Raw genomic sequence first — 20,155 nt, 5'->3', positions numbered from 1 at the left:
AAAAGGACATGAAATATCTATTTAATATAATCTTAACAGCCTGCATGTTTTTTGTAGCTTGTAAGAAGGAGCTTAAAGTCAATTCTCCTACGGTTTCAATTGATTTAAAAAATGCCAGATCAAGTATAGATGATACATTTGTTTTTAAACTCGGAGATACCTGTAAATTTGCTTTGAGTGGCTATGCAGATAACATTATTTTCTGGGGGGGAAGTGTAGGAAATAAGTATGAACTTAGAAATAGATCTCTGAAATTGGGAAAGACCACATTGTCTTTTACAACAACTTCATCGTTTGGGACACAGACAGGTACGCTACAGGTACTTGCGACCAATAAGTTAAAGGGGATGGATTCTGTATCAGTAGTGAATACAAACTGGACAAACATCACAAATCGCGCTGCATTGGCGACTAGTGCCACTGCTGTAAATTCAGGAATTGTAGATTTAAGTGATATCATTAGTAATGAAAGAGATTCTCTTTTTATTGCTTTTAAGTATACAGGGGTAACTGGCTCAACTCAGAGAACATGGGTTGTTAGCAATTATTTGGTTAACAATGTATTGGCCGATTATACTTATAATTTAGCCTCTCTTGCTAATGATAACCTTTTTTGGACGCGTTATGGTAACGTTTGGACACCTGCTAGTGCTAGGTGGGTTGCAACGACTACTGGATTAACAATAATTGGAGGACCAGCAACACAGGCGAGTAATACGAGTTGGGTTGTAAGTAAACCAATATACGCGGGAAGGGTTGCTCCTGATGTTCCTACTGCTACTGTTAAGAATATTTCAGCTGCGGCGACAACTGCATACAGTTATAAATATGCCGCTACAGGAGAATATAAAGCTACGTTTATTTCTTATAACACAACACCTGATGGAGCTGAATCTAGTATTAAAGAATTTAAGATTAAAATAATCCCTTAATGAAGGTCATTCTATTTCTATTTATATTCATTGCTTCAATAGATGATTTATTCGCACAAAATGAGCCATATGGGATGATAATGAATCGTATTTATTTAGATCTTCAAAATGATATTAATGATAAAGTTTTGACGGATAGAGTTAACAAAAGCTTGTTGAATTTTAAATCTGACGGGAGTTGGGGTGACATTAATTATACAGATGTTCAGTATGATCCTTTAAGAAGAATTAAAGAAATGGCAATGGCATTCATTCGTCCTTCAAATCAATTATATAACGATCCTAAAATTTATGCCTCAATAACTAAATCATTGCAAAATTGGTTAGATAGAAACCCTGTAAATAAAAACTGGTGGTACAATGATATTTATTATCCACAGGTTATTGGCCAGACGCTTATTTTAATGCAATCTGCTAAGAGGCCTTTGTCTGCTGATCTTAAAAATGCATTGATAATGAGGATGAAAAGAAAGCTAAAGCCGGGAGATGGTGCTAATACTTCTGATGTGGCATTACATTATTTGTATCGGGCTTGTTTAAATGAAAATAAAATAACCCTGGATTCTGCAGCTAATTTTCTGTTTGAACCAATTGCAATAATGGATGATAAAGGTGGGGTTCAGGTAGATGGAAGTTACTATCAGCATGGGAAGCAGCAATCGATAGCTAGCTATGGACGTGTATTCGCTGAAAATTCTGTCAATGCTGCTTATTATTTGCACAACACCTCTTATGCATTGTCTCAAGAAAAAATGAAAGTTCTTGTAGGTTTTATTAAAAATACATTTAGCAGGACAATGAGAGATGGATTTTATGATTTTAATGTAAGAGGAAGAGGTTTAAGTCGTAAAGATTCACTGAAGGGAGATTTTTCCGGGATGATGATGAAAATGAAGCTTATTGATCATGAAGATATAAATTGTGGATCTGAGCCCTTTCATCGTCACTATTGGAAAAGTGGGTATACTTTACATATTCGCCCAGCATATACTTTTAGCGTACAGACTGCTTCAAAGAGAACATTGAGGACTGAAAGAGGGAATAATGAGAATATTTTGGGCAAGTTTTTAGCAGATGGAGCTACTAATATTCAGCGTAATGGGTCAGAGTACTTCAACATAATGCCTATTTGGGAATGGGATAAAATTCCGGGGACCACTAGTAGGGATTATCTTGATGACGGTGGATCAACTATTGAAAAGGAGTGGGGTATTCCAGGTACCACAGGCTTTGTTGGTGGCGTTAGTGATGGGCATTATGGTCTCTCGACTTACAGCTTAAATTATGATAGTGTTGAGGCTAAAAAATCATGGTTTTTTTTTGATCAGGAGATAGTATGTCTGGGGGCAGGAATAAAAAGTAAGGCAAATGAGCATATTACCACAAGCCTCAATCAATCTTGGTCTAAAGGTACTCTTACTTCCTCCTTTAAGGGAGAAAGAGTTGAGAAATCGGCAAGTAGCAATGAAATATGGTTAATACAAGATAGCATTGGATATGTTTTACCTAAAGGAGGAAATCTTAAAATCAGTAACGACGTACAAAAAGGGAACTGGTATAGGATCAATCATTTTGGAAGTAAACAGGAATTACAAGAAAGAGTTTTCAAATTATGGATAGATCATGGGGCCAAGCCTGAAAATGGAAGTTATGAATATGTTGTCCTCCCAGGTATTGGAAAAAATGGAATTTCAAAATATAATCGGAATACAATAAAGATTTTGGAAAATACGGAATCCCTACAAGCTGTTGAGCATACAGGGTTAAACATGTTGATGGCGGTGTTTTATAAGCCTGGAATGCTAAAGAACAATGATATGACCATTAAAGTCGATAAAGCCTGTGCTATTTATATTAAACAATTAGGTTCCGAAAAACCAACTCTCTATGTATCTGATCCTGGTCAGCAACATGTTGATATACAGATCGAACTTATGTTTTCTGGAGAAAAGAAAATAACTTGTACAATGCCAAGTGGAGCTTATGCCGGTTCAACAGCAAGTTTTACAATTAAATAAAAATAATAACCTTAAAATAACATGAAGAAAATTAACTTTATTTTAGTTTCGATGCTTTTGTGCTCAATCTGTTTTGCACAGACTAGGGATCGCAGTTCAATGGTCAAACTTATTGACGATGAGTTTAAATTTGCTGCAGATCAATATAAAGTTTTAAGTAAAAACATACCGGAAGGACAAACGCCTCAAAGTTATGCTAATGGTCAATCCATTAACAAGGATATTAAATGGTGGTGTAGTGGTTTTTATTCAGGTAGCCTTTGGTATATCTACGAACAAACAAAAGATGAAACTATAAAAAAGGAAGCTGAAGAGGCATTGAAAACTATAGCACCAAATCAGACTTATACTGGTAATCATGATTTGGGTTTTATGATGTACTGTAGTTTCGGGAATGCTTATAGAATTACAGGAAATGAAGCTTATAAGGATATTATCTTTCGTTCAGCAGCATCTCTTACAACGCGTTACAATCCTAAGGTTCAATCTATCCAATCCTGGAACGCAAATAAATACTGGAAATTTCCTGTAATTATTGATAATATGATGAATTTAGAATTATTGTATTGGTCAAGTAGAAATGGAGCCGATAAAAAATATGCAGATATTTCGATTATACATGCCAACACTACTTTAAAAAATCATTTTAGACCGGATTTTAGTTCTTATCATGTTGTTGATTATAATCCTGAGAATGGAAATGTTTTAAGGAAAGCAACCTGGCAGGGGGCAGCTGACTGCTCTTCATGGTCACGCGGACAGGCATGGGCACTTTATGGGTATGCGATGATGTACCGCTTTACAAAAGATAAAGCCTATTTAAAACAAGCTCAGGGGATCGCAAAGTTCATATTAACACACCCAAATTTACCAGCTGATAAGATTCCGTTTTGGGATTTCGATGCCCAGGGAATTCCTTATGCAAAACGGGATGCTTCAGCAGGTGCAATTATTGCTTCGGCTTTGTTGGAATTGGCCCAATACAGTGGTGATGATAAGAAAAAGGAGTATGTAAATGTAGCTGAAACTATAATAAAGTCATTATCAAGTGATACTTACAGAGCTAAAGCTGGTCAGAATGGTGGTTTTTTATTGATGCATAGTACTGGAGCTTATCCTTTGAATAGCGAGATTGATGTACCTCTTATATATGCTGATTATTATTATTTGGAAGCTTTGGGAAGATATAAAAAATGGTATCTCTAATAAATAAAAATGGGGGAGATTGTACTCCCCCATAATATCCTTATTTAGTGAGGTTGTTTCTTGGTTTATCACTATTTTTGCTTATCACAATTTATCAAAAATGTACCCAATATTACTTCCTCTGCACTCTCTTTTCCGATGGCTCGTTTTGATAGCTTTGTTTGTTGCAGTTTTTAGGGCCTATCGAGGTAGAATTAGAAAGTATGCTTTTTCTGCGTTTGACAATACCATCAAAATCCTGACTGTAAAAATTGTACAGGTTCAATTCTGTATTGGTATTGCTTTGTATTTACTGAGTCCAATTGCAAAGTATTTTTTAAATAATTTCAGTACAGCAATTCATCTCAGAGAGATTAGATTTTTCGGTCTGGAACACATCACTATGATGGTTTTAGCTGTTGGGATAATTACAATAGGGGCAGATAAGATAGATAAGGCTCAAAATGATCATCAGAAGTATAGAATTATGGCAATGTGGTTTACCATTGCACTTCTGATGATATTGACATCTATTCCATGGTCTTTTTCGCCATTGACGAGCAGGCCAAATTTCAGAGGATTTTAATCCTAATTGGATATATTTATTCTTTAAGTGGTTTTTCCCTAACAACTTCTAGTTTTTCCGCTTCCCAGGCCAGCATTCCACCCTGTAATTCATGAATATCAGTAAAGCCTAGTTCCTTAAGCTGTTTTACAGCCATAGTACTTCTGCCTCCGGCTTTGCAATACACAAAAACAGGGCGTTTTTTGTCTAATGTCGAAACTTTCTCTTTAAAGTCCTTCTCATATACATTATAGTTTATTGCACCCTTAATATGACCAACACTATATTCCCTTGGCATACGTACATCAAGAATAGTTTTGTTTTTTACACTATCCATTTTAGCTTTAAAACTAGTTGCACTTTGTGCTTTAGCTTGATTTGGCATATGGCCAGTGGCCGCACTTAAAAAGTTGAAACTGATATAAGTAATTAAAATTAAAAGATATTTCATAATGCAAATGAAAGTAATTTAAAAGGTAGTGACAAACTTTTAGTGTGGAAGTTTATGTTTAATTACACCGTATAGATATGTTCCGGCTAAAGCACCTAATACAACAATAATCATAGACCAGTATCCGTAACCAATATTTACAAACATAGGTCCAGGACAAGCGCCTGTGAGTGCCCAGCCCAGCCCAAAAATTGATCCGCCAATAATGTATTTTTTCCAGCTTTTATCTTTATCAATAAAAGTGATCGGATTCCCTTCAATATCCTTTATCATAAACTTCTTGATCAGGAAAACGGAAAGCGTACCCAGTACTACAGCTATACCAATAATACCATACATATGGAACGATTGGAAGCGGAACATTTCTTGAATCCTATACCATGAAATGGCTTCCGATTTTGCCATAATAACACCAAAAAGTATTCCTGCAAGTATAAATTTAAGTCCTTTCATAATTAAAAAATAATAGGTAAAAAAAGATGAGTCATTAATAAACCGCCGATGAAGAAACCGATAACAGCAATTAGTGATGGTAATTGTAAATTCGAAAGTCCGCTAATGGCATGCCCTGAGGTACATCCACCAGCATAGCGAGAGCCAAAACCAACTAATAGACCGCCGAATAAAAGGACAATAATACCTTTCGGAGAGCTAATGAAATCTGGTCCAAAAAGCTGTGAAGGGTTAAGTTGACCGTCAAACTTTATATTGATCTTTGCAAGGTCGTTAATAGTAGCTTGTGATAATGCCAATGGGGTATCGCTTTTCAACAAGGTTGCTGATACCACTCCGCCAATAATAGCACCAACCAGAAATAGAAGATTCCATTTTTGCGTTTTCCAGTCAAAATCAAAAAAACTATATTTCTTTCCTGCCCCGGCAATTGTACATAATGTTCTCAGATTTGAAGAGAAACCAAATGATTTTCCAAAGACAAGTAGTAAGATCATAATTAAGGCAATAGCAAATCCTGAAGTATACCATGGCCATGGTTGTTTGAGCAATTCTAACATGTGATTTCTAATTTTTAGTCATTTTAGATGGACAAATATAACTGGATGTTTCTAGTATTCCTGATTCCTGGATAGCCTTAAAGCCTCCCTGGATATCAATAAGGTTGTCAAATCCACGAGCACGAAGTATAGAATTGAAGATCATAGACCGGTAACCTCCGGCACAGTGCACAAAATAGCTTTTATGTTTGTCTATTTTTGTCATACTGCTGTTGATATCGTCCAATGGCGTGTTTTCTGCACTTAGTAGGTGTTCTGAAAAATACTCAGAAGCTTTACGTACATCAAGAATTTCAATTGGCTCAACTTTCATTCTTTCGGCCATTTCAGTTGCAGAGATCGATAAAATATGATCGATTTCTTTGTTGCTGTTCTTCCAGGCTTCAATTCCTCCATTTAGATATCCAATAGCATGGTCATACCCAACTCTTGATAATCTTGTTACGACCTCTTCTTCGCGACCTGGTTCTGTAACAAGCAGAATTTGTTGTTTAATATCTGGAATTAGTGAGCCAACCCATGGAGCGAAATTTCCATCAATCCCAATGTTAATTGAATTGGGAATAAAAGCCTTTGCAAATACTTGCGGGTCTCGTGTGTCAAGAATTAATGCTCCGGTTTCATTTGATAACTGTTCAAATTCTTCGACTGATAATGGATGCATTCCTTTTTCCAATACCTCTGAAAAGCTATCATATCCTTCTTTATTCATTTTGACATTCATCGGAAAATAAGCAGGAGGAGGGGTTAATCCATCTGTTACTTCATTTATAAACTCATCCCGGGACATATTTTCCCTCAATGCATAATTCGTTAGCTTCTGATTACCTAATGTATCAGTGGTTTCTTTACTCATGTTTTTACCACACGCAGAACCGGCACCGTGTGCAGGATAAACAATGATGTTATCATCTAAAGGCATTATCTTATTACGGAGTGAGTCATATAGCATTCCAGCAAGGTCTTCTTGAGTCATATGTGCAGTTTTTTGTGCAAGGTCAGGCCTTCCAACATCGCCAATAAACAAGGTGTCACCAGAGAACAATGCCCTTTCAATACCGTTTTCATCAATTAGTAAATAAGAAGTTGATTCCATGGTATGTCCTGGTGTATGTAAAACCTTGATGCTAATCTTGCCTAGTTTAAAAATCTCATTGTCTTTTGCAATATGTGCTTCAAAAGTGGGATTTGCATTCGGACCATATATAATTGGTGCTCCAGTTTGTTTCGACAAATCAATATGTCCGGAAACAAAATCAGCATGAAAATGAGTTTCAAATATGTATTTGATAACAGCATGATTAGATCCTGCTTTTTTAATATATGGAGCAATTTCTCTTAAAGGATCAATAATGGCAGCTTCATTACCTGATTGGATGTAATAAGCTCCTTGTGCCAAACATCCGGTATAAATTTGTTCGATTACCATATTATTTTAATTTTCTGTTAATTAATCTTTTACTTCTGCAAAGTTCGATATAAAGTCAGCCATAGTTGGTGACTAATATCACTGAACTGATTTATGATATTATTTCTTTTAGAATGATGTAGATTCCCATAACCAGTACAAACCATCCAAATCCATTTTTAAGTTTCTCTCCGGATATCATTTTGCTCATCCAACTACCTATGAACAAACCGATTATTGCGATTGACGTAACCATAAGTAGAAATCTCCAATTGATGTTAAAGTGTCCAAGATCTCCAGTAAAGCCGATCAGTGAGTTTAGAGCTATAATTAATAGAGAAGTTCCAATAGCCTTTTTCATAGGAAGTTTTAATAGAAAGATCAATGCAGGTATTAATAAAAAGCCACCACCTGCGCCCAACATACCTGTAACCAGACCAATTGCAATACCGTAAGCTAAAAGCTTAGAAAATTTAAGACAATCTTTACATTCATCCCCTGGAACGTTGTTTTGCTTAGGCCAGATCATACTTATTGAAGCCATCAACATGAGGATGCCGAAAATGACCATTGTAATCAAATTACTACCAATGATATAATCTCCTATAGAAAATAAGTTTTCCGGAATTAGTGGAACAATGTATTTTCTAGTAATGAAAACGGTTGTCACAGAAGGAATTCCAAAATATAGTGCAGCTTTTAAGTTAGATTGGCCTTTTCTATAGCTGTTAACTGCACCTAACAGGCTAGTTGATCCAACAATAAAAAGTGAGTAGGAGGTCGCTAATATAGGACTAATTCCAAACATGTAAACCAACACTGGCATGGTCATGATAGAGCCACCACCACCGATTAGACCAAGAGAAATACCAATAAATGCAGCTGCTAAATACCCTATAATTTCCATTTCCAAAATGCTTTATGCAAAGTTGGAAGATCAGGCAAACAATAAAGGTGACTCAAGTCACCCACAGTACTTATTTTAGATATTCAATGTAGTTTCTGTATAAAGCAACTTCCCCCCTTTGTTCCATTTTTTTTAGTAGTCTTGAAATTACTTCACGTGATGAATTAAGGTCATTGGCAATCTGACTGTGCGTAATTGTCAGCATTCTATTATTCAGATCCCGATAAAGCTTTTTAAGATAAAAGTCCAGACGTTCATCCATGCTCTTAAAAGCGATGTTGTCAATAACTGATAGCAATTCTTCAAAGCGGCTTCTATAAGTTTCTAATACAAAATAATACCAGCTTTTATATTCCTTCATCAAAGTATCCATTAAGGAAATAGGAATTAATAAGCCTTTGGCAGAATCTACAGCTTTTGCCATTACCTGGCTAGTTTCCTGTTTGGTAGCGCAAATCATAGACAAGGCACAGGCATCACCCGGTTGAAGGTAATACATGAAAAATTCATTTCCATCTTCGCCCTCACGATATAATTTTACCACACCTTCAATAATTAACATTGTAGAGCGCATATTTTGCCCTGTTTGCATGAGCATTTCTCCATCTTCGAAAGATTTAATCGAACCACTTTCGATTAAAACCTGTTTTAAAGCTGGTTCAAACTGAGGAAAGAGTTTATCAATATAATTTTGTAAATTATTGTCAGTATTCATTTTTAGTGATGGTCAGATTTGATAGCAATCCAGTATTAATTAAATAATGCTTTTGTCAATGATGCCAGTTACAATTTCGTCTAATTCCTTTGCCGAAATATCCAGGTAAGACAATAGCTTTCGCTCGTCATTATCCGCACCCTTTTCATCATCACCTTTTAGTAGTTGTACGATGCCAATAATACGTGCTAATGGCGCTCTGACTAGGTGAGCCTGTGCCCAGGCAATATCGCTAAGCTTTAAATTTCGTTGCTCAATAGTATGGATATAATTTACTCTTTCTGTAATGTCCTGCATAGCACCGATCATTCTAATGACGTTGCCATCGGCATCAAAAATTAAGAAACCTCTGTCTAGTACAGCCTTGTAAGATCCGTCAGGGCATCTGAATCTATATTCACCAATCCACCTGGGCCTTTGCTGCGATATACAAGTATCGAAAAGAGCTAGAATCTGCGGTAAATCATCTGGGTGAACATGCTCTTTCCACCAATCATAGGTGTCATTAGCCCGTCTGTGACCAAAAATATCTTTTCCGTCATTGTTCCACACAATTTCGTTGGTCAGCAAGTTATAATCCCAGATGGTATCACTGGTAGCTTTGGAAACGGCATTATATCGCTCCAAATGTTCCTGAATTTTTAGCTCGTGCTTCATTCTTTCGGTAATATCCTGCAAAACCCCAATCATTCTAATGGCATTACCGTCATTATCTCTTAAAACGTAACCATTTTCCTGTACAAAAGCATATTCTCCATTGGCTTTTCTAAGACGGTATTCAATGGCCCAATTAATTCTGGTTTTATCTTTTAACAGCTTAGATAAGCTTTTATTGGTATATTCCAGATCTTTCGGATGCAACATTTCCGACCATTTGTCAATTGTGAATTTACTATTATGCTGGTAACCAAAAACTCTGGAAAATGCGTCACCCCATTCTAAATGATCGTTTGTAATGTCCCAGTCGTAAATAGCATCATTAGTTGCTTTGTTCACATATTCGTATAGTTCATTGCTAGACTTTAACGCGTCTTGTGCTAATTTACTTTCTGTAACATCTTCCCAGCTTTGTACGATGTATTCAATTTCTCCTTTTAAGTCTAATAGGGGATATACCTCGATTTTCCAGAATACCGCGGTAGATTGTTTCTGTTCAGAGAGGTTATGAATGTATTTGTAGTTTTTAATCTTATAAGCCTGTTTAAGTAGTAATACTTGTTCAAAGGCCATTATCATGCTGTCCAGAGTATTGTTGTTGATGGTTTCTGGAAATTTATCAAAAAAGTCTTTGCCCTTAACTAAAGCAAGATCAGCATGAGTCGCTTTTAAAAAAGCGGTATTAGCGGTAACAATAGAAAAATGAGGGGCATTAGCCTTTAATATGATACTTGCAGTAGGCAGAGCATTGTAAATATATGCTATATCATCAATTGTAGGCATAGTGACTTATTTTAAACAGGTTTGTTTAATCTTGATTTAAACTATAATAATACGATAATTTGGCGGGAAATAAAAATCTAAAGCTCTCTAATTACCTCCTTAAACTCAATTTATAGGCAACAAAAGTAAATGGAATAGTACAGCACATTACAATAGTGGTACTTAATAACGCATTTTTCGAAAACAGAGATACAACAGCACTAGCTAAAAAACAAATTCCCAACTGAATTGTGTTTTGCAATGCAGCAGCCTTACCTAAATTACCTGGAAAAGATTTTAATGCTTCTGCCACAACAATTGGGTAACAAGCACCATTGGAGAAGGCCATTAAGCAAAATGGAATTAGTAAGATAGTTAAAGTGGGTGTCATTGAAATGGTGATTAGATACAGAGCAATGCAGCAGGAGCCATTTAGTATCAGTAATCCTGGAATTAACTTTTTCCCCTCAATTTTAGTCGATATACTTCTATATCCATAACCGCCAATTAAAAATGCTACTGTTTGCGGTAAAAAGCTAAAACCTATTTCACTCTCATTGTATCCAAGTTCCTTTAAAAAGAACGGGGAACCTGTAAGCCAAGCAAAGAAAGTAGCAGAACAGAGGGCGTAAATTAATATATTACCCAAGTATTTATGAGATTTCAAAAGCAAGAAATACGACTTGTCCTCAGAGGTTTTAGAAGATTCGGCAGAATTGTTGTCATCCGTTTTATCTTCTTTTATAACTAAGGTATAAAGGATGAGTAGTACAGCAATTATTGCAAGTGCAATGAATATAGACCTCCAACCAAAATAATTGAGTAAGAAGGCACCTATTAGTGGTGCCAGTGCTGGAGATAAGGCTACCAAAGGCATAATGGTAGCAAATATTTTATTAGTATCTTCTTTCGGATACTTTTCAATAACTAATGCCTGCCAGCAAACAGCAGCAGCGCAAACACCTATAGCTTGAATTAATCTTAGCGTTAAAAGAATACTTACATTCTCGGTGAAATATATTCCTAATGAAGCGATAGTAAAGATACTTAGCCCCATCAATACAGTCTTCGGTTTTCCTGCTTTATCAGAAATGGGACCCCATAACAACTGTGCAATTGCATAGCCTGCTAAAAACAAACTCATTGTAGCACTAATACTACTTTTACTTGCATTTAAATCTATCCGCATTTTATCAAATGCTGGTAAATACATATCTGTCGCTAAAAAACCAATTATGCTTAGTCCCGTTAGGTAGACAAAAAATAGAAAACTATTCTTTTTATTTTTTGACATCATCTCTCTCCATATGAAAATGCAAAGCTAAGATAAAAGAACCATTATAAATGGAAGATGTCTCAGACCTAATAATCTGAATAAATTTATATGGATTTAAGCTATTGTTAGTTAACTGATTGTGTGGTTTTATTGCTTTATATCTCAATTATTACACCTGCAATTTTCTATAATCCATTAATGAATGTTAAATTTGCATTTAAATCATTGATTATTTGTTTAAATCAGACTTGCCTATGGGTCTTATATAATGAATACTCTACCCTAATATTGTTTTATTATGCATTTCCAAGAAAGAAAAATCGACATCGGCATTCATAAAATGCGCTCTGCTCATTATTTAATGCTGCAAAAGGGCTGTAATCTTTTCGATAATCCTTAAAGATCTAAGGCTGTTTGATTTAATTCATCTCCGAACATAGACTGTATAAACCGGTAGTTTAATCAATTACCAGAAGGACCCTATTTGGCTTCTTTTTCCCTTTTTATTAAAAATACTACAATAACAACACCATCTAAATAGAAATAAATCTCATGAATAAACTAGTTAAGCATTACGCCGTGTTTTTAGGATTGCTTTTTGCCTTTGGTGCAAAAGCACAAGTTGGTATCGGCACTAGTACTCCGGATGAGAGTGCACAGCTAGAAATACTCTCTACATCTAAAGGATTGCTAATCCCCAGACTATCGCTTGTACAACGTAATGATATCAATAACCCGGCGAATGGCTTGTTGATATATCAAACTAATGATTCACCAGGCTTTTATTTTTATAGTAACGGACAATGGCAAAAACTGGCTAACAATAGTGAGCTTGGTAATGGTGGAAATGGTGCTAGTGGAAACACCATATTAAGTGGTAGTTCTGCGCCGACTGCTGGAGTAGGTAAAGACGGAGACTTTTATCTAAACTTGACTACTACGACTTTATTTGGACCGAAAACAGCGGGGAATTGGCCTTCAGGCGGAATAATATTAGTTGGTCCGAAAGGAGAAAAAGGCGATTCTGTTAATCCACAAGATTTAGCCCTGAGCTTTGATGCCAATTATAACCTGGCGCTTAAAGGAGGAAACGCAGTGAGTTTGAACGACCTGAACCAAAGCTTAAGTTTGGCTGGAACTGTTTTATCTATATCAGGTCCAAGAAATAGTCATGTAGATCTGGCAGGTTTATTCAGTAGTGGTGGTGGAGGTACTGGAGGCAACGGCATCGTGTATCATGATGGTACTTTAACTGGAAATGGTATACTTTCTAACCCGTTGGGACTTTCCATAACTGGCGTAACACCTGGAAAATATACATCGGCTAACCTTACTATAGATGAACATGGAAGGATTACGCAAGCTGCAAATGGAACCGGTGGTGACGGCAGTACTGGTAGCGTAACAAAAGTTTCTATTGCTGCAAAAAATGGGTTTACGGGAACAGTAGCCAATGAGACTACTACACCAGAATTAACTTTAGGAACAACAACAACAGGTATATTAAAAGGAGAGGCTGGAGCATTAAAAGCTGCGACTACTACAGGTACGGGAGATATTGTATTGTCTGACGGAGCCACTTTAAATAATCCAACACTTACAGGAACAGTTCAAGGTAGCATATCAGGAACAGCAAGTAATGTAACGGGAATTGTAGCTATTGTAAATGGAGGAACCGGAGCAAATAATGCAACAGACGCAAGAACAAACTTAGGATTAGGTAATGTAGATAATACAAGAGACCTGGATAAACCAGTTAGTACAGATACACAACTGGCATTGAATAATAAAGAAGACAAAGCAAATAAAAGCACTGATATGGTTTTAGATGCGGCTTCGAATGTTAAATATCCTACAGTAAATGCAGTTATAAATTATATAGATGCGAAAGGTAGTATTGAAGATGCGACTACTACTGTTAAAGGTAGAGTGATGTTATCTAACGATCTAGGCGGCACAGCAGATGCACCATCTGTATTAAAAGTAGGAGGTGCAACAGCGGCAGACATTAAGAAGGGTGTAGACCTGGCCAATGCAGCAACAGATAAAAATATTGCTGAAACGATAGTGAAAAGAGATGCCGCAGGAAACATTGTGGTTGGAACAATTATAGGAGATCTGAATGGAAATGCCAATACTGCAAATTCTGCTACTTCAGTAACAGGTGTGGTAATGGTACCAAACGGTGGAACTGGTATTACATCTTATACTCCGGGTAACTATATCAATGCTTTGGATGCAACCACTATGCAGCAAAGAACACCAGATCAGGTCAAAACTGATCTAGGAATAGATTTAAAAGAAGATATTGCCAATAAAACTACAGATGGTACACTAGCTACCAACTCAGACTTGAAATACCCATCGGAAAAAGCAACGCGTACTTATGTTGATGCTAAAGTAAATGCAGCAGTAATAGGAGCAGGAGCGGTACCAGATGCAACTACAATAATATTGGGTAAGATCAAATTAGCTGGCGATTTATCAGGTATTGCGGATGCACCAACAGTACCGGGATTGTTATTAAAAGAAGACAAGTTTGATGTATTATCAGTTGGAAAAGGTGGTACTGGAATGGATACTTATGTAAAAGATGGTATTCTGGTAGCGGAATCAGCTGGTAAACTTACACAGATTGGTAAGTCGCAGTTAAAGCAAGACATGGGGCTGGACAAAGTGAATAATACAGCCGATAAAGATAAAGGGATAAGTGATGCTACTAAGGCAGCATTAGAGGATAAAATTTCCAAGTCGGAAAAAGCAAAAGCAGATGGTGTTGCAACTTTGGGCCCAGATGGTAGAATTCCATCTAGCCAAATACCCAACATCTCTTTTTCATCTGTAGATGTAGTAAGCACTGAGGCCGAAATGCTTGCACTTGGTGTAACGCAAATTGGAAGTACTGCTATTAATACGACGCAATCCAAAAGTTATGTACTGGCTCAAGCTCCAAGCTCTGATATCAACAATTGGAAAGAAATTTTAACTCCAGGTGGAGGTGTAAACTCAGTGAATAGTAAAACAGGTCATATCGTATTGACAAGTGCAGACTTTTCTTTAGAAAATGTAGACAATACAAAGGACATCAATAAACCAGTAAGTAAACCTACTCAAGATAAATTAGATGAAAAAGAAAATCTGATAAACAAAACATCAGATATCAATTCAGACCCTACATCAGATCATAAATACCCAAGTGTAAAAGCAGTAAAAACATACGTAGATGGCTTGGTAGCTAGTGGCGCACCAGATGCAACTACATCAAATAAGGGAGTTGTAAGGTTAGCTGGCGACTTAGGAGGAACAGCAGCCTTACCAAGAGTAACTTTTGTAGATAATTTGACAGCTGCACAAGTTGCAACAGGTGCTAAGGCTGCCAACGATGCAACAACAAGTAATACACCAGGTACTATTGTAAAAAGAGATGCATCAGGAAAGATACCAGGTGATATTACTGGAAATGCCAATTCAGCTACATCAGTAACAGGTACAGTTGACGTAGCGAATGGCGGGACAGGATTAAATAAATTGACTCCGGGAAGCTACCTAAAAGCAACTGGAGAGGCTACCATTGGACAAGTTACAATTGCTCAGATGAAAACCGAACTAGGTATAGATGGTAAAGAAGAATCAGCCAATAAAACTTTAAATATTACTACAGATGGAGGTTCGGATATCAAATTTCCAAGTGCAAAGGCTGTGAAAACCTATGTAGACGCAAAAGTGTCTGCGGGAGGGGTTGATGCAACATCTACGGTAAAAGGTATTATTCGTTTGGGTGGAGATTTGGCAGGGGCATCAAGTTCAGCTGCCGACCCAAGGGTATCTCATGTAGCAGGAGTAACAGCTGCAGATATTAAAAAAGGAGTAGATCTTGCCAATGCAGCAACTTCTGCTAAATCTAATAATACAATTGTAAAAAGAGATGCTACAGGAAATTTCAATGCGACATCTGCTGATAAATTGAGCACAGCCAGAAAAATAAACGGAGTAGATTTTGATGGAACGAAAGACATTACTATAAATGCAACAACTGATCCAGGTAAACAAGATACTGATACAGACCTCTCAGCTATTGCTGTTTTAAGTGGAACAGGTCTGATTACAAGAACTGCCGATGGTGCTGCAGCGGTTAGAACAATTGTTGGAAATAACGGAATTAGTTTGACAAATGGGAATGGTGTTAATGGAAACCCGACTGTGGGATTAGCAACATCTGGTGTTACTGCGGGAACATATAATTCTGCGAATATTACAGTTGATGAATATGGAAGAGTGACCAGTGCAACTCCTGGATCTGGAGGCGGTCCAGGTGGTGTAACAAACCTTGGTTTTAACAGTAATGCAACTACTGCCAGTATAACTTCATCAACTGGTACGAGTGCTGATATCCCTGTAGGCTCTACCATCTCGCCAAGTTTACAACTGGCTGATGATAAAAAGAAATTAGATAAAATTCCAAATATCACCACTGTAGATGCTAAAAAGGTTTTAACAGTAAATGACACAGGTGATGCAGCATCATGGGTAACCCCTACAGCAGGTGGTGGCGGTGCTGGAACATTAATGGGGTATCATCCGGGTGGCAACAAAAAATATTATGTAAGAGCAACAGGTGCAGGTGTGACCGTAGCCTTTGATGGTCAGCACGACTTTACCGTTACTATACCGACTGGTGTTAGACTTGATTACTTGAAGATTAGCTCTTCATATGCCGATATTCAAAGTCAGAACTGGTTAAATATACACCTTGATGATAAAGGAAAGGTTGCCAATAATAGTGTTGATGATGTAATCGTGCCGATTGTAAATATAATAGATATGGTTGTGCCAGCTGCTCCGATTCATAAAATAACACCTGCAGGACATGCCTTGTTCCAGTTAAATATTGTAGGCTTTACAAATGGAAAGCTAAGCTTGCAAACAAACAGTATGTCCGACCACATGGGGACATGGTACATTACAGTTAGACCATAATTTAAGATGAAATTCAGATACTGTCTTATCCTGATTTTACTAATGTGTTTATCTTCAGGGCTAAACGCACAAACTATTAAACAGCTTAACGGCCAGTTTACCATTACCTATATAAACTCTGCAGGTTCAGGAAAATTTGATATCACTGGTGATTTTGTGGATGCCAATTTTTCGGCGAACCAGGTAAAGGTGGGCGACAGGATTATTGATGCTGCTGGTAATACATTTGAAATTTTGACAGTTTCATTTGCTGGAGCTCAGGTAATCACAAATACCAGGTCTTTTGACGCTAATCCACCTGTAATAGGGGCAGGTATGGTATACAGACCGACAATAAGTGGTTTTCCTCTAATCACAACCAACACGCCTGCAACGGTATTAACCAACTCTTTAAACACAGGAACTATATCTATAGATAACGCTATACCTAGCTATGCTGCAGGTACAACACTACCTTCATCCTCAGGTACAGTTGGCGATGTAGTATATAACTCCAGTGACTTAACATTGTACCGATTAACAGCAAGTGGTTGGGTCTCGATTCCCAAAGGATCTATTCCGGTTGATTATTCTTCGCCCGTCACCTCTGCGCCAGCGGGGAATAAGGGCGACTTAATCGTTTCTTATTGGGACAACCAGGTATACATATATAATGGTAGTACTTGGATCAGCCCAACTACTATATCAGCATTGCCAACTTCTGCAAAGTTTGGTGATGTTTTTTTCGTTACAGGGGAAAAGAAATTGTACATGATGAGCGATGATGGGAAATGGACGCAAATCAGCAGTGCATCTATACCTGGTGGTCCAGGAGTTGAATTACCTGGTCAGGCAAAACCAGGAGATATGTTTTTCAATACAGTTGAGAATGTATTGTACGTATATGATAATTCTGGACAGTGGATAGAAGTGTCTATCAATGGATCGGTACCAAAAGGGCCGGTAAACCCTGATCCGATGGCCATTACAATAAGAGAAGGTAGCCTATTTTACAATACCTCAGAGCACAGGCTTTTTGTTTTCAATGGAACAAATTGGGTTCCTGTAGAAAATACGCTTAAAAATGGACATATCTTTGTCGGAAATACTTCCAACATTGCGGTATCTGTACCACTATCTGGTGATGCTACGATCTCCGCTACAGGTAAACTAACGATAAAAGATCTTGCAATTACCGATGAAAAATTAGACAAATCCAACATCCCTTTAAGCGGATTTGGAAATCCTATGGACAATATTTCGATGGGAGATGGAACAACAAATTTTAAAATAGTAAATCTGGGTAGTCCGTCAATAAGTTCTGATGCAGCAACTAAAGGCTATGTAGATGCATTATTAACGAATCCATCCTTATTGGCACTATCAAATGAGCATATGTTTGTGGGGAACGCCTCAAACAAAGCTGTAGCAGTCAATAAGAATATGATTCCTATTAGTGGATTCAGCAAAGCGATGGCACATGTTGCTATGGGTACTGGAGCTGCAGGAGGCAATTTTAAAATCACCCATATGGCAGATCCTACACAAGCTCAGGATGCCGCTACAAAGAATTATGTAGATACCAGAGTGATTAGTCCAACCACATTAAGCTTGACTAAAGGAAGTATGTTTGTAGGTGGAGATCTGAATACTGCAGTTGTAACGGCTAAAAATATGATTCCATTAAGTGGATTTGGGGCCGCAGTGGCAGATGTATCGATGGGGACATTTAAGCTAAACCATCTTGCTGCACCAACAGCAGATCATGATGCTGCCAACAAGAAATACGTAGATGAAAAGATCATTAGTCCGGCAAACCTTAGTCTGACCACTGGAAATTTATTTATAGGTGATGCTAATGGTAAAGCTGCGGATGTACAAAAAAACACGATTCCGATGAGTGGATTTGCTGCTGCGGTAGCAAATATTTCTATGGGTGGTTTTTTACTAAATGACCTCGGAAATCCTATTGCCGATACTGATGCCTCAACTAAAAAGTATGTAGATGACTTGTTTAAAACACCATCTGATTTACTCTCATTAGCGAAAGACAATATGTTTTTAGGAGATACAAATGGGAAAGCAATTGCAACACCAAAAAAGAACATCGCCATCAGCGGTTTTGCTAAAGCAATGGACAATATTTATATGGGTGATGCAGCACAGCGTTTTAATATTTCAGAACTTGCCGACCCGGTATTTGAGCAGGATGCAGCTACAAAAAACTATGTGGATTCAAAAACATCGACTCCTGGTTCTTTGGATTTACCAACTGACCATATTCTGGTTGGTGATGTCGCTAATAAAGCTAAAGCTATCGCAAAAAATGCTATACCATTCAGTGATTTTGCTGCTGCAAATGCGGATGTGCAAATGGGCGACGGAACGGCTAATTTTAAAATCAGCAATCTGACAGACCCGGTAGCAGATCAGGATGCTGCAACCAAGAAATATGTAGATTCAAAATCATCAAAAACACCAACTGGGCCGACACCCCCAGATAGTTCAACCGCAAAACCCGGTGATACTTTTTACAATACGAATGATAACCGTTTATACGTATTTAATGGTAAGGAATGGGTACCGGTTGACAATAAGCTTTCAGATGGACACTTGTATGTGGGTAGCCCGGAAGGCATAGCAGTTTCGACAGCTAAAAATAATGTTCCCTTAAGTGGATTTGGTTCTGCACAGGCTGATGTGGCTATGGGGAACTTTAAATTAATCAATTTGAATGAACCTACCGCAGATCAGGATGCCGCAACTAAGAAATATGTAGATGCCAGCATTACAGCTGCAACATCTTCATTACCTGTTGGAAAAGATAATCTAGGTAATCACATGGCAACAGAAAACCTGAAGCTATCCGTATTTTCTGTAAGTAACAAAGGTGGAGATGGAGAAGGTTTAAGTTTTGATACACAGGGTAATGCCAGTTTTGGACAAGATGTTACTGTAAATGGAAACTTCAATACGCCATCAGACAGAAACTTAAAAACACAGATCGAAACATTAACAAGTGTATTGCAAAAAATCAACCAGATCAGGGGAGTAAGCTTTGTTTACAAAGATCAGCGCAAATATGCCACAGGTATTAAAATAGGGGTAATTGCACAAGAACTGAAAGAAGTATACCCTGCAATGGTAACCAAAGGTGCGGATGGTTATTTGAAAGTAGATTATACACAGTTAACCGGAATATTGATACAAGCTGTAAAAGAACAGCAAAAAGAAATTGATGCCTTGAAAAACCGCTTAGATCAACAGCAGGAACAAATCAACAGCATCCTTAAAAAAATGAAATAATAAT

Annotated in this window: 14 protein-coding genes; 6 read left to right on the top strand and 8 right to left on the bottom strand. The window is 37.3% G+C overall.

What is annotated here, in order from left to right; genetic code table 11:
• Window positions 1-8: 8 nt before the first annotated feature.
• The 4 genes from ABDJ41_RS07090 (at window position 9) to ABDJ41_RS07075 (ending at window position 4,721) form a co-directional block, all read left to right on the top strand.
• The gene (locus ABDJ41_RS07090; RefSeq protein WP_349785180.1) at window positions 9-932 is read left to right on the top strand and encodes a DUF5017 domain-containing protein; all 924 of its coding nucleotides are present in this window, start codon (window positions 9-11) and stop codon (window positions 930-932) included.
• Entirely contained in the window at window positions 932-2,950 is a 2,019-nt protein-coding gene (locus tag ABDJ41_RS07085) for a polysaccharide lyase family 8 super-sandwich domain-containing protein (RefSeq protein WP_349785179.1), read from the top strand. The genes ABDJ41_RS07090 and ABDJ41_RS07085 overlap by 1 nt, the downstream gene beginning before the upstream one ends.
• Window positions 2,951-2,971: 21 nt before the next feature.
• Window positions 2,972-4,156: a glycoside hydrolase family 88 protein gene (locus ABDJ41_RS07080; RefSeq protein ID WP_349785178.1), complete on the top strand. Its 1,185-nt coding sequence runs from the start codon at window positions 2,972-2,974 to the stop codon at window positions 4,154-4,156.
• Between the two features lie 100 nt (window positions 4,157-4,256).
• Window positions 4,257-4,721: a hypothetical protein gene (locus ABDJ41_RS07075; protein ID WP_349785176.1), complete on the top strand. Its 465-nt coding sequence runs from the start codon at window positions 4,257-4,259 to the stop codon at window positions 4,719-4,721.
• Between the two features lie 16 nt (window positions 4,722-4,737).
• Here ABDJ41_RS07075 and ABDJ41_RS07070 read toward each other — a convergent pair whose 3' ends face one another.
• The 8 genes from ABDJ41_RS07070 to punC form a co-directional block, all read right to left on the bottom strand.
• Window positions 4,738-5,151, bottom strand: coding sequence for a rhodanese-like domain-containing protein (locus ABDJ41_RS07070; protein ID WP_349785175.1), 414 nt, complete (start codon window positions 5,149-5,151; stop codon window positions 4,738-4,740).
• Window positions 5,152-5,190: 39 nt separating this feature from the next.
• Entirely contained in the window at window positions 5,191-5,604 is a 414-nt protein-coding gene (locus tag ABDJ41_RS07065) for a DUF6691 family protein (protein WP_349785174.1), read from the bottom strand.
• 2 nt (window positions 5,605-5,606) lie between these two features.
• Window positions 5,607-6,164: a YeeE/YedE family protein gene (locus ABDJ41_RS07060; protein ID WP_349785173.1), complete on the bottom strand. Its 558-nt coding sequence runs from the start codon at window positions 6,162-6,164 to the stop codon at window positions 5,607-5,609.
• A gap of 7 nt (window positions 6,165-6,171) precedes the next feature.
• Window positions 6,172-7,593, bottom strand: a complete 1,422-nt coding sequence (locus tag ABDJ41_RS07055; protein ID WP_349785171.1) for an MBL fold metallo-hydrolase — start codon at window positions 7,591-7,593, stop codon at window positions 6,172-6,174.
• 91 nt (window positions 7,594-7,684) lie between these two features.
• Entirely contained in the window at window positions 7,685-8,479 is a 795-nt protein-coding gene (locus ABDJ41_RS07050) for a sulfite exporter TauE/SafE family protein (RefSeq protein WP_349785169.1), read from the bottom strand.
• 70 nt (window positions 8,480-8,549) lie between these two features.
• A complete protein-coding gene (locus tag ABDJ41_RS07045; protein WP_349785168.1) occupies window positions 8,550-9,194 on the bottom strand; it encodes a Crp/Fnr family transcriptional regulator in 645 nt (214 codons plus the stop codon).
• Between the two features lie 39 nt (window positions 9,195-9,233).
• Window positions 9,234-10,634 (bottom strand): PAS domain-containing protein, encoded by a 1,401-nt coding sequence (locus ABDJ41_RS07040; protein ID WP_349785167.1) that lies wholly within the window; start codon window positions 10,632-10,634, stop codon window positions 9,234-9,236.
• A gap of 91 nt (window positions 10,635-10,725) precedes the next feature.
• Complete coding sequence (punC, locus tag ABDJ41_RS07035) at window positions 10,726-11,910, bottom strand: purine nucleoside transporter PunC (RefSeq protein WP_349785166.1); 1,185 nt, start codon at window positions 11,908-11,910, stop codon at window positions 10,726-10,728.
• A gap of 531 nt (window positions 11,911-12,441) precedes the next feature.
• Here punC and ABDJ41_RS07030 point away from each other — a divergent pair.
• Window positions 12,442-16,866 carry a beta strand repeat-containing protein gene (locus tag ABDJ41_RS07030; protein ID WP_349785165.1) on the top strand — a complete coding sequence of 1,475 codons (4,425 nt, stop codon included), beginning with the start codon at window positions 12,442-12,444 and terminating at the stop codon, window positions 16,864-16,866.
• 6 nt (window positions 16,867-16,872) lie between these two features.
• Window positions 16,873-20,151 carry a tail fiber domain-containing protein gene (locus ABDJ41_RS07025; protein ID WP_349785163.1) on the top strand — a complete coding sequence of 1,093 codons (3,279 nt, stop codon included), beginning with the start codon at window positions 16,873-16,875 and terminating at the stop codon, window positions 20,149-20,151.
• Window positions 20,152-20,155 lie beyond the last annotated feature (4 nt).

The sequence above is a fragment of the Pedobacter sp. ASV1-7 genome (assembly GCF_040203335.1).
In the GTDB taxonomy this organism is placed as follows: Bacteria; Bacteroidota; Bacteroidia; order Sphingobacteriales; family Sphingobacteriaceae; genus Pedobacter.
This window is presented reverse-complemented; position numbering and strand designations above follow the sequence as displayed.

Bases quoted from the DNA above. Each gene is read 5' to 3' on its own strand.
- ABDJ41_RS07025 (WP_349785163.1), top strand. From the start codon at position 16,873: ATGAAATTCAGATACTGTCTTATCCTGATTTTACTAATGTGTTTATCT.
- ABDJ41_RS07065 (WP_349785174.1), bottom strand. From the start codon at position 5,604: ATGAAAGGACTTAAATTTATACTTGCAGGAATACTTTTTGGTGTTATT.
- ABDJ41_RS07090 (WP_349785180.1), top strand. From the start codon at position 9: ATGAAATATCTATTTAATATAATCTTAACAGCCTGCATGTTTTTTGTA.
- ABDJ41_RS07030 (WP_349785165.1), top strand. From the start codon at position 12,442: ATGAATAAACTAGTTAAGCATTACGCCGTGTTTTTAGGATTGCTTTTT.
- ABDJ41_RS07050 (WP_349785169.1), bottom strand. From the start codon at position 8,479: ATGGAAATTATAGGGTATTTAGCAGCTGCATTTATTGGTATTTCTCTT.
- ABDJ41_RS07070 (WP_349785175.1), bottom strand. From the start codon at position 5,151: ATGAAATATCTTTTAATTTTAATTACTTATATCAGTTTCAACTTTTTA.
- ABDJ41_RS07045 (WP_349785168.1), bottom strand. From the start codon at position 9,194: ATGAATACTGACAATAATTTACAAAATTATATTGATAAACTCTTTCCT.
- ABDJ41_RS07060 (WP_349785173.1), bottom strand. From the start codon at position 6,164: ATGTTAGAATTGCTCAAACAACCATGGCCATGGTATACTTCAGGATTT.
- ABDJ41_RS07040 (WP_349785167.1), bottom strand. From the start codon at position 10,634: ATGCCTACAATTGATGATATAGCATATATTTACAATGCTCTGCCTACT.
- punC (WP_349785166.1), bottom strand. From the start codon at position 11,910: ATGATGTCAAAAAATAAAAAGAATAGTTTTCTATTTTTTGTCTACCTA.
- ABDJ41_RS07085 (WP_349785179.1), top strand. From the start codon at position 932: ATGAAGGTCATTCTATTTCTATTTATATTCATTGCTTCAATAGATGAT.
- ABDJ41_RS07075 (WP_349785176.1), top strand. From the start codon at position 4,257: ATGTACCCAATATTACTTCCTCTGCACTCTCTTTTCCGATGGCTCGTT.
- ABDJ41_RS07055 (WP_349785171.1), bottom strand. From the start codon at position 7,593: ATGGTAATCGAACAAATTTATACCGGATGTTTGGCACAAGGAGCTTAT.
- ABDJ41_RS07080 (WP_349785178.1), top strand. From the start codon at position 2,972: ATGAAGAAAATTAACTTTATTTTAGTTTCGATGCTTTTGTGCTCAATC.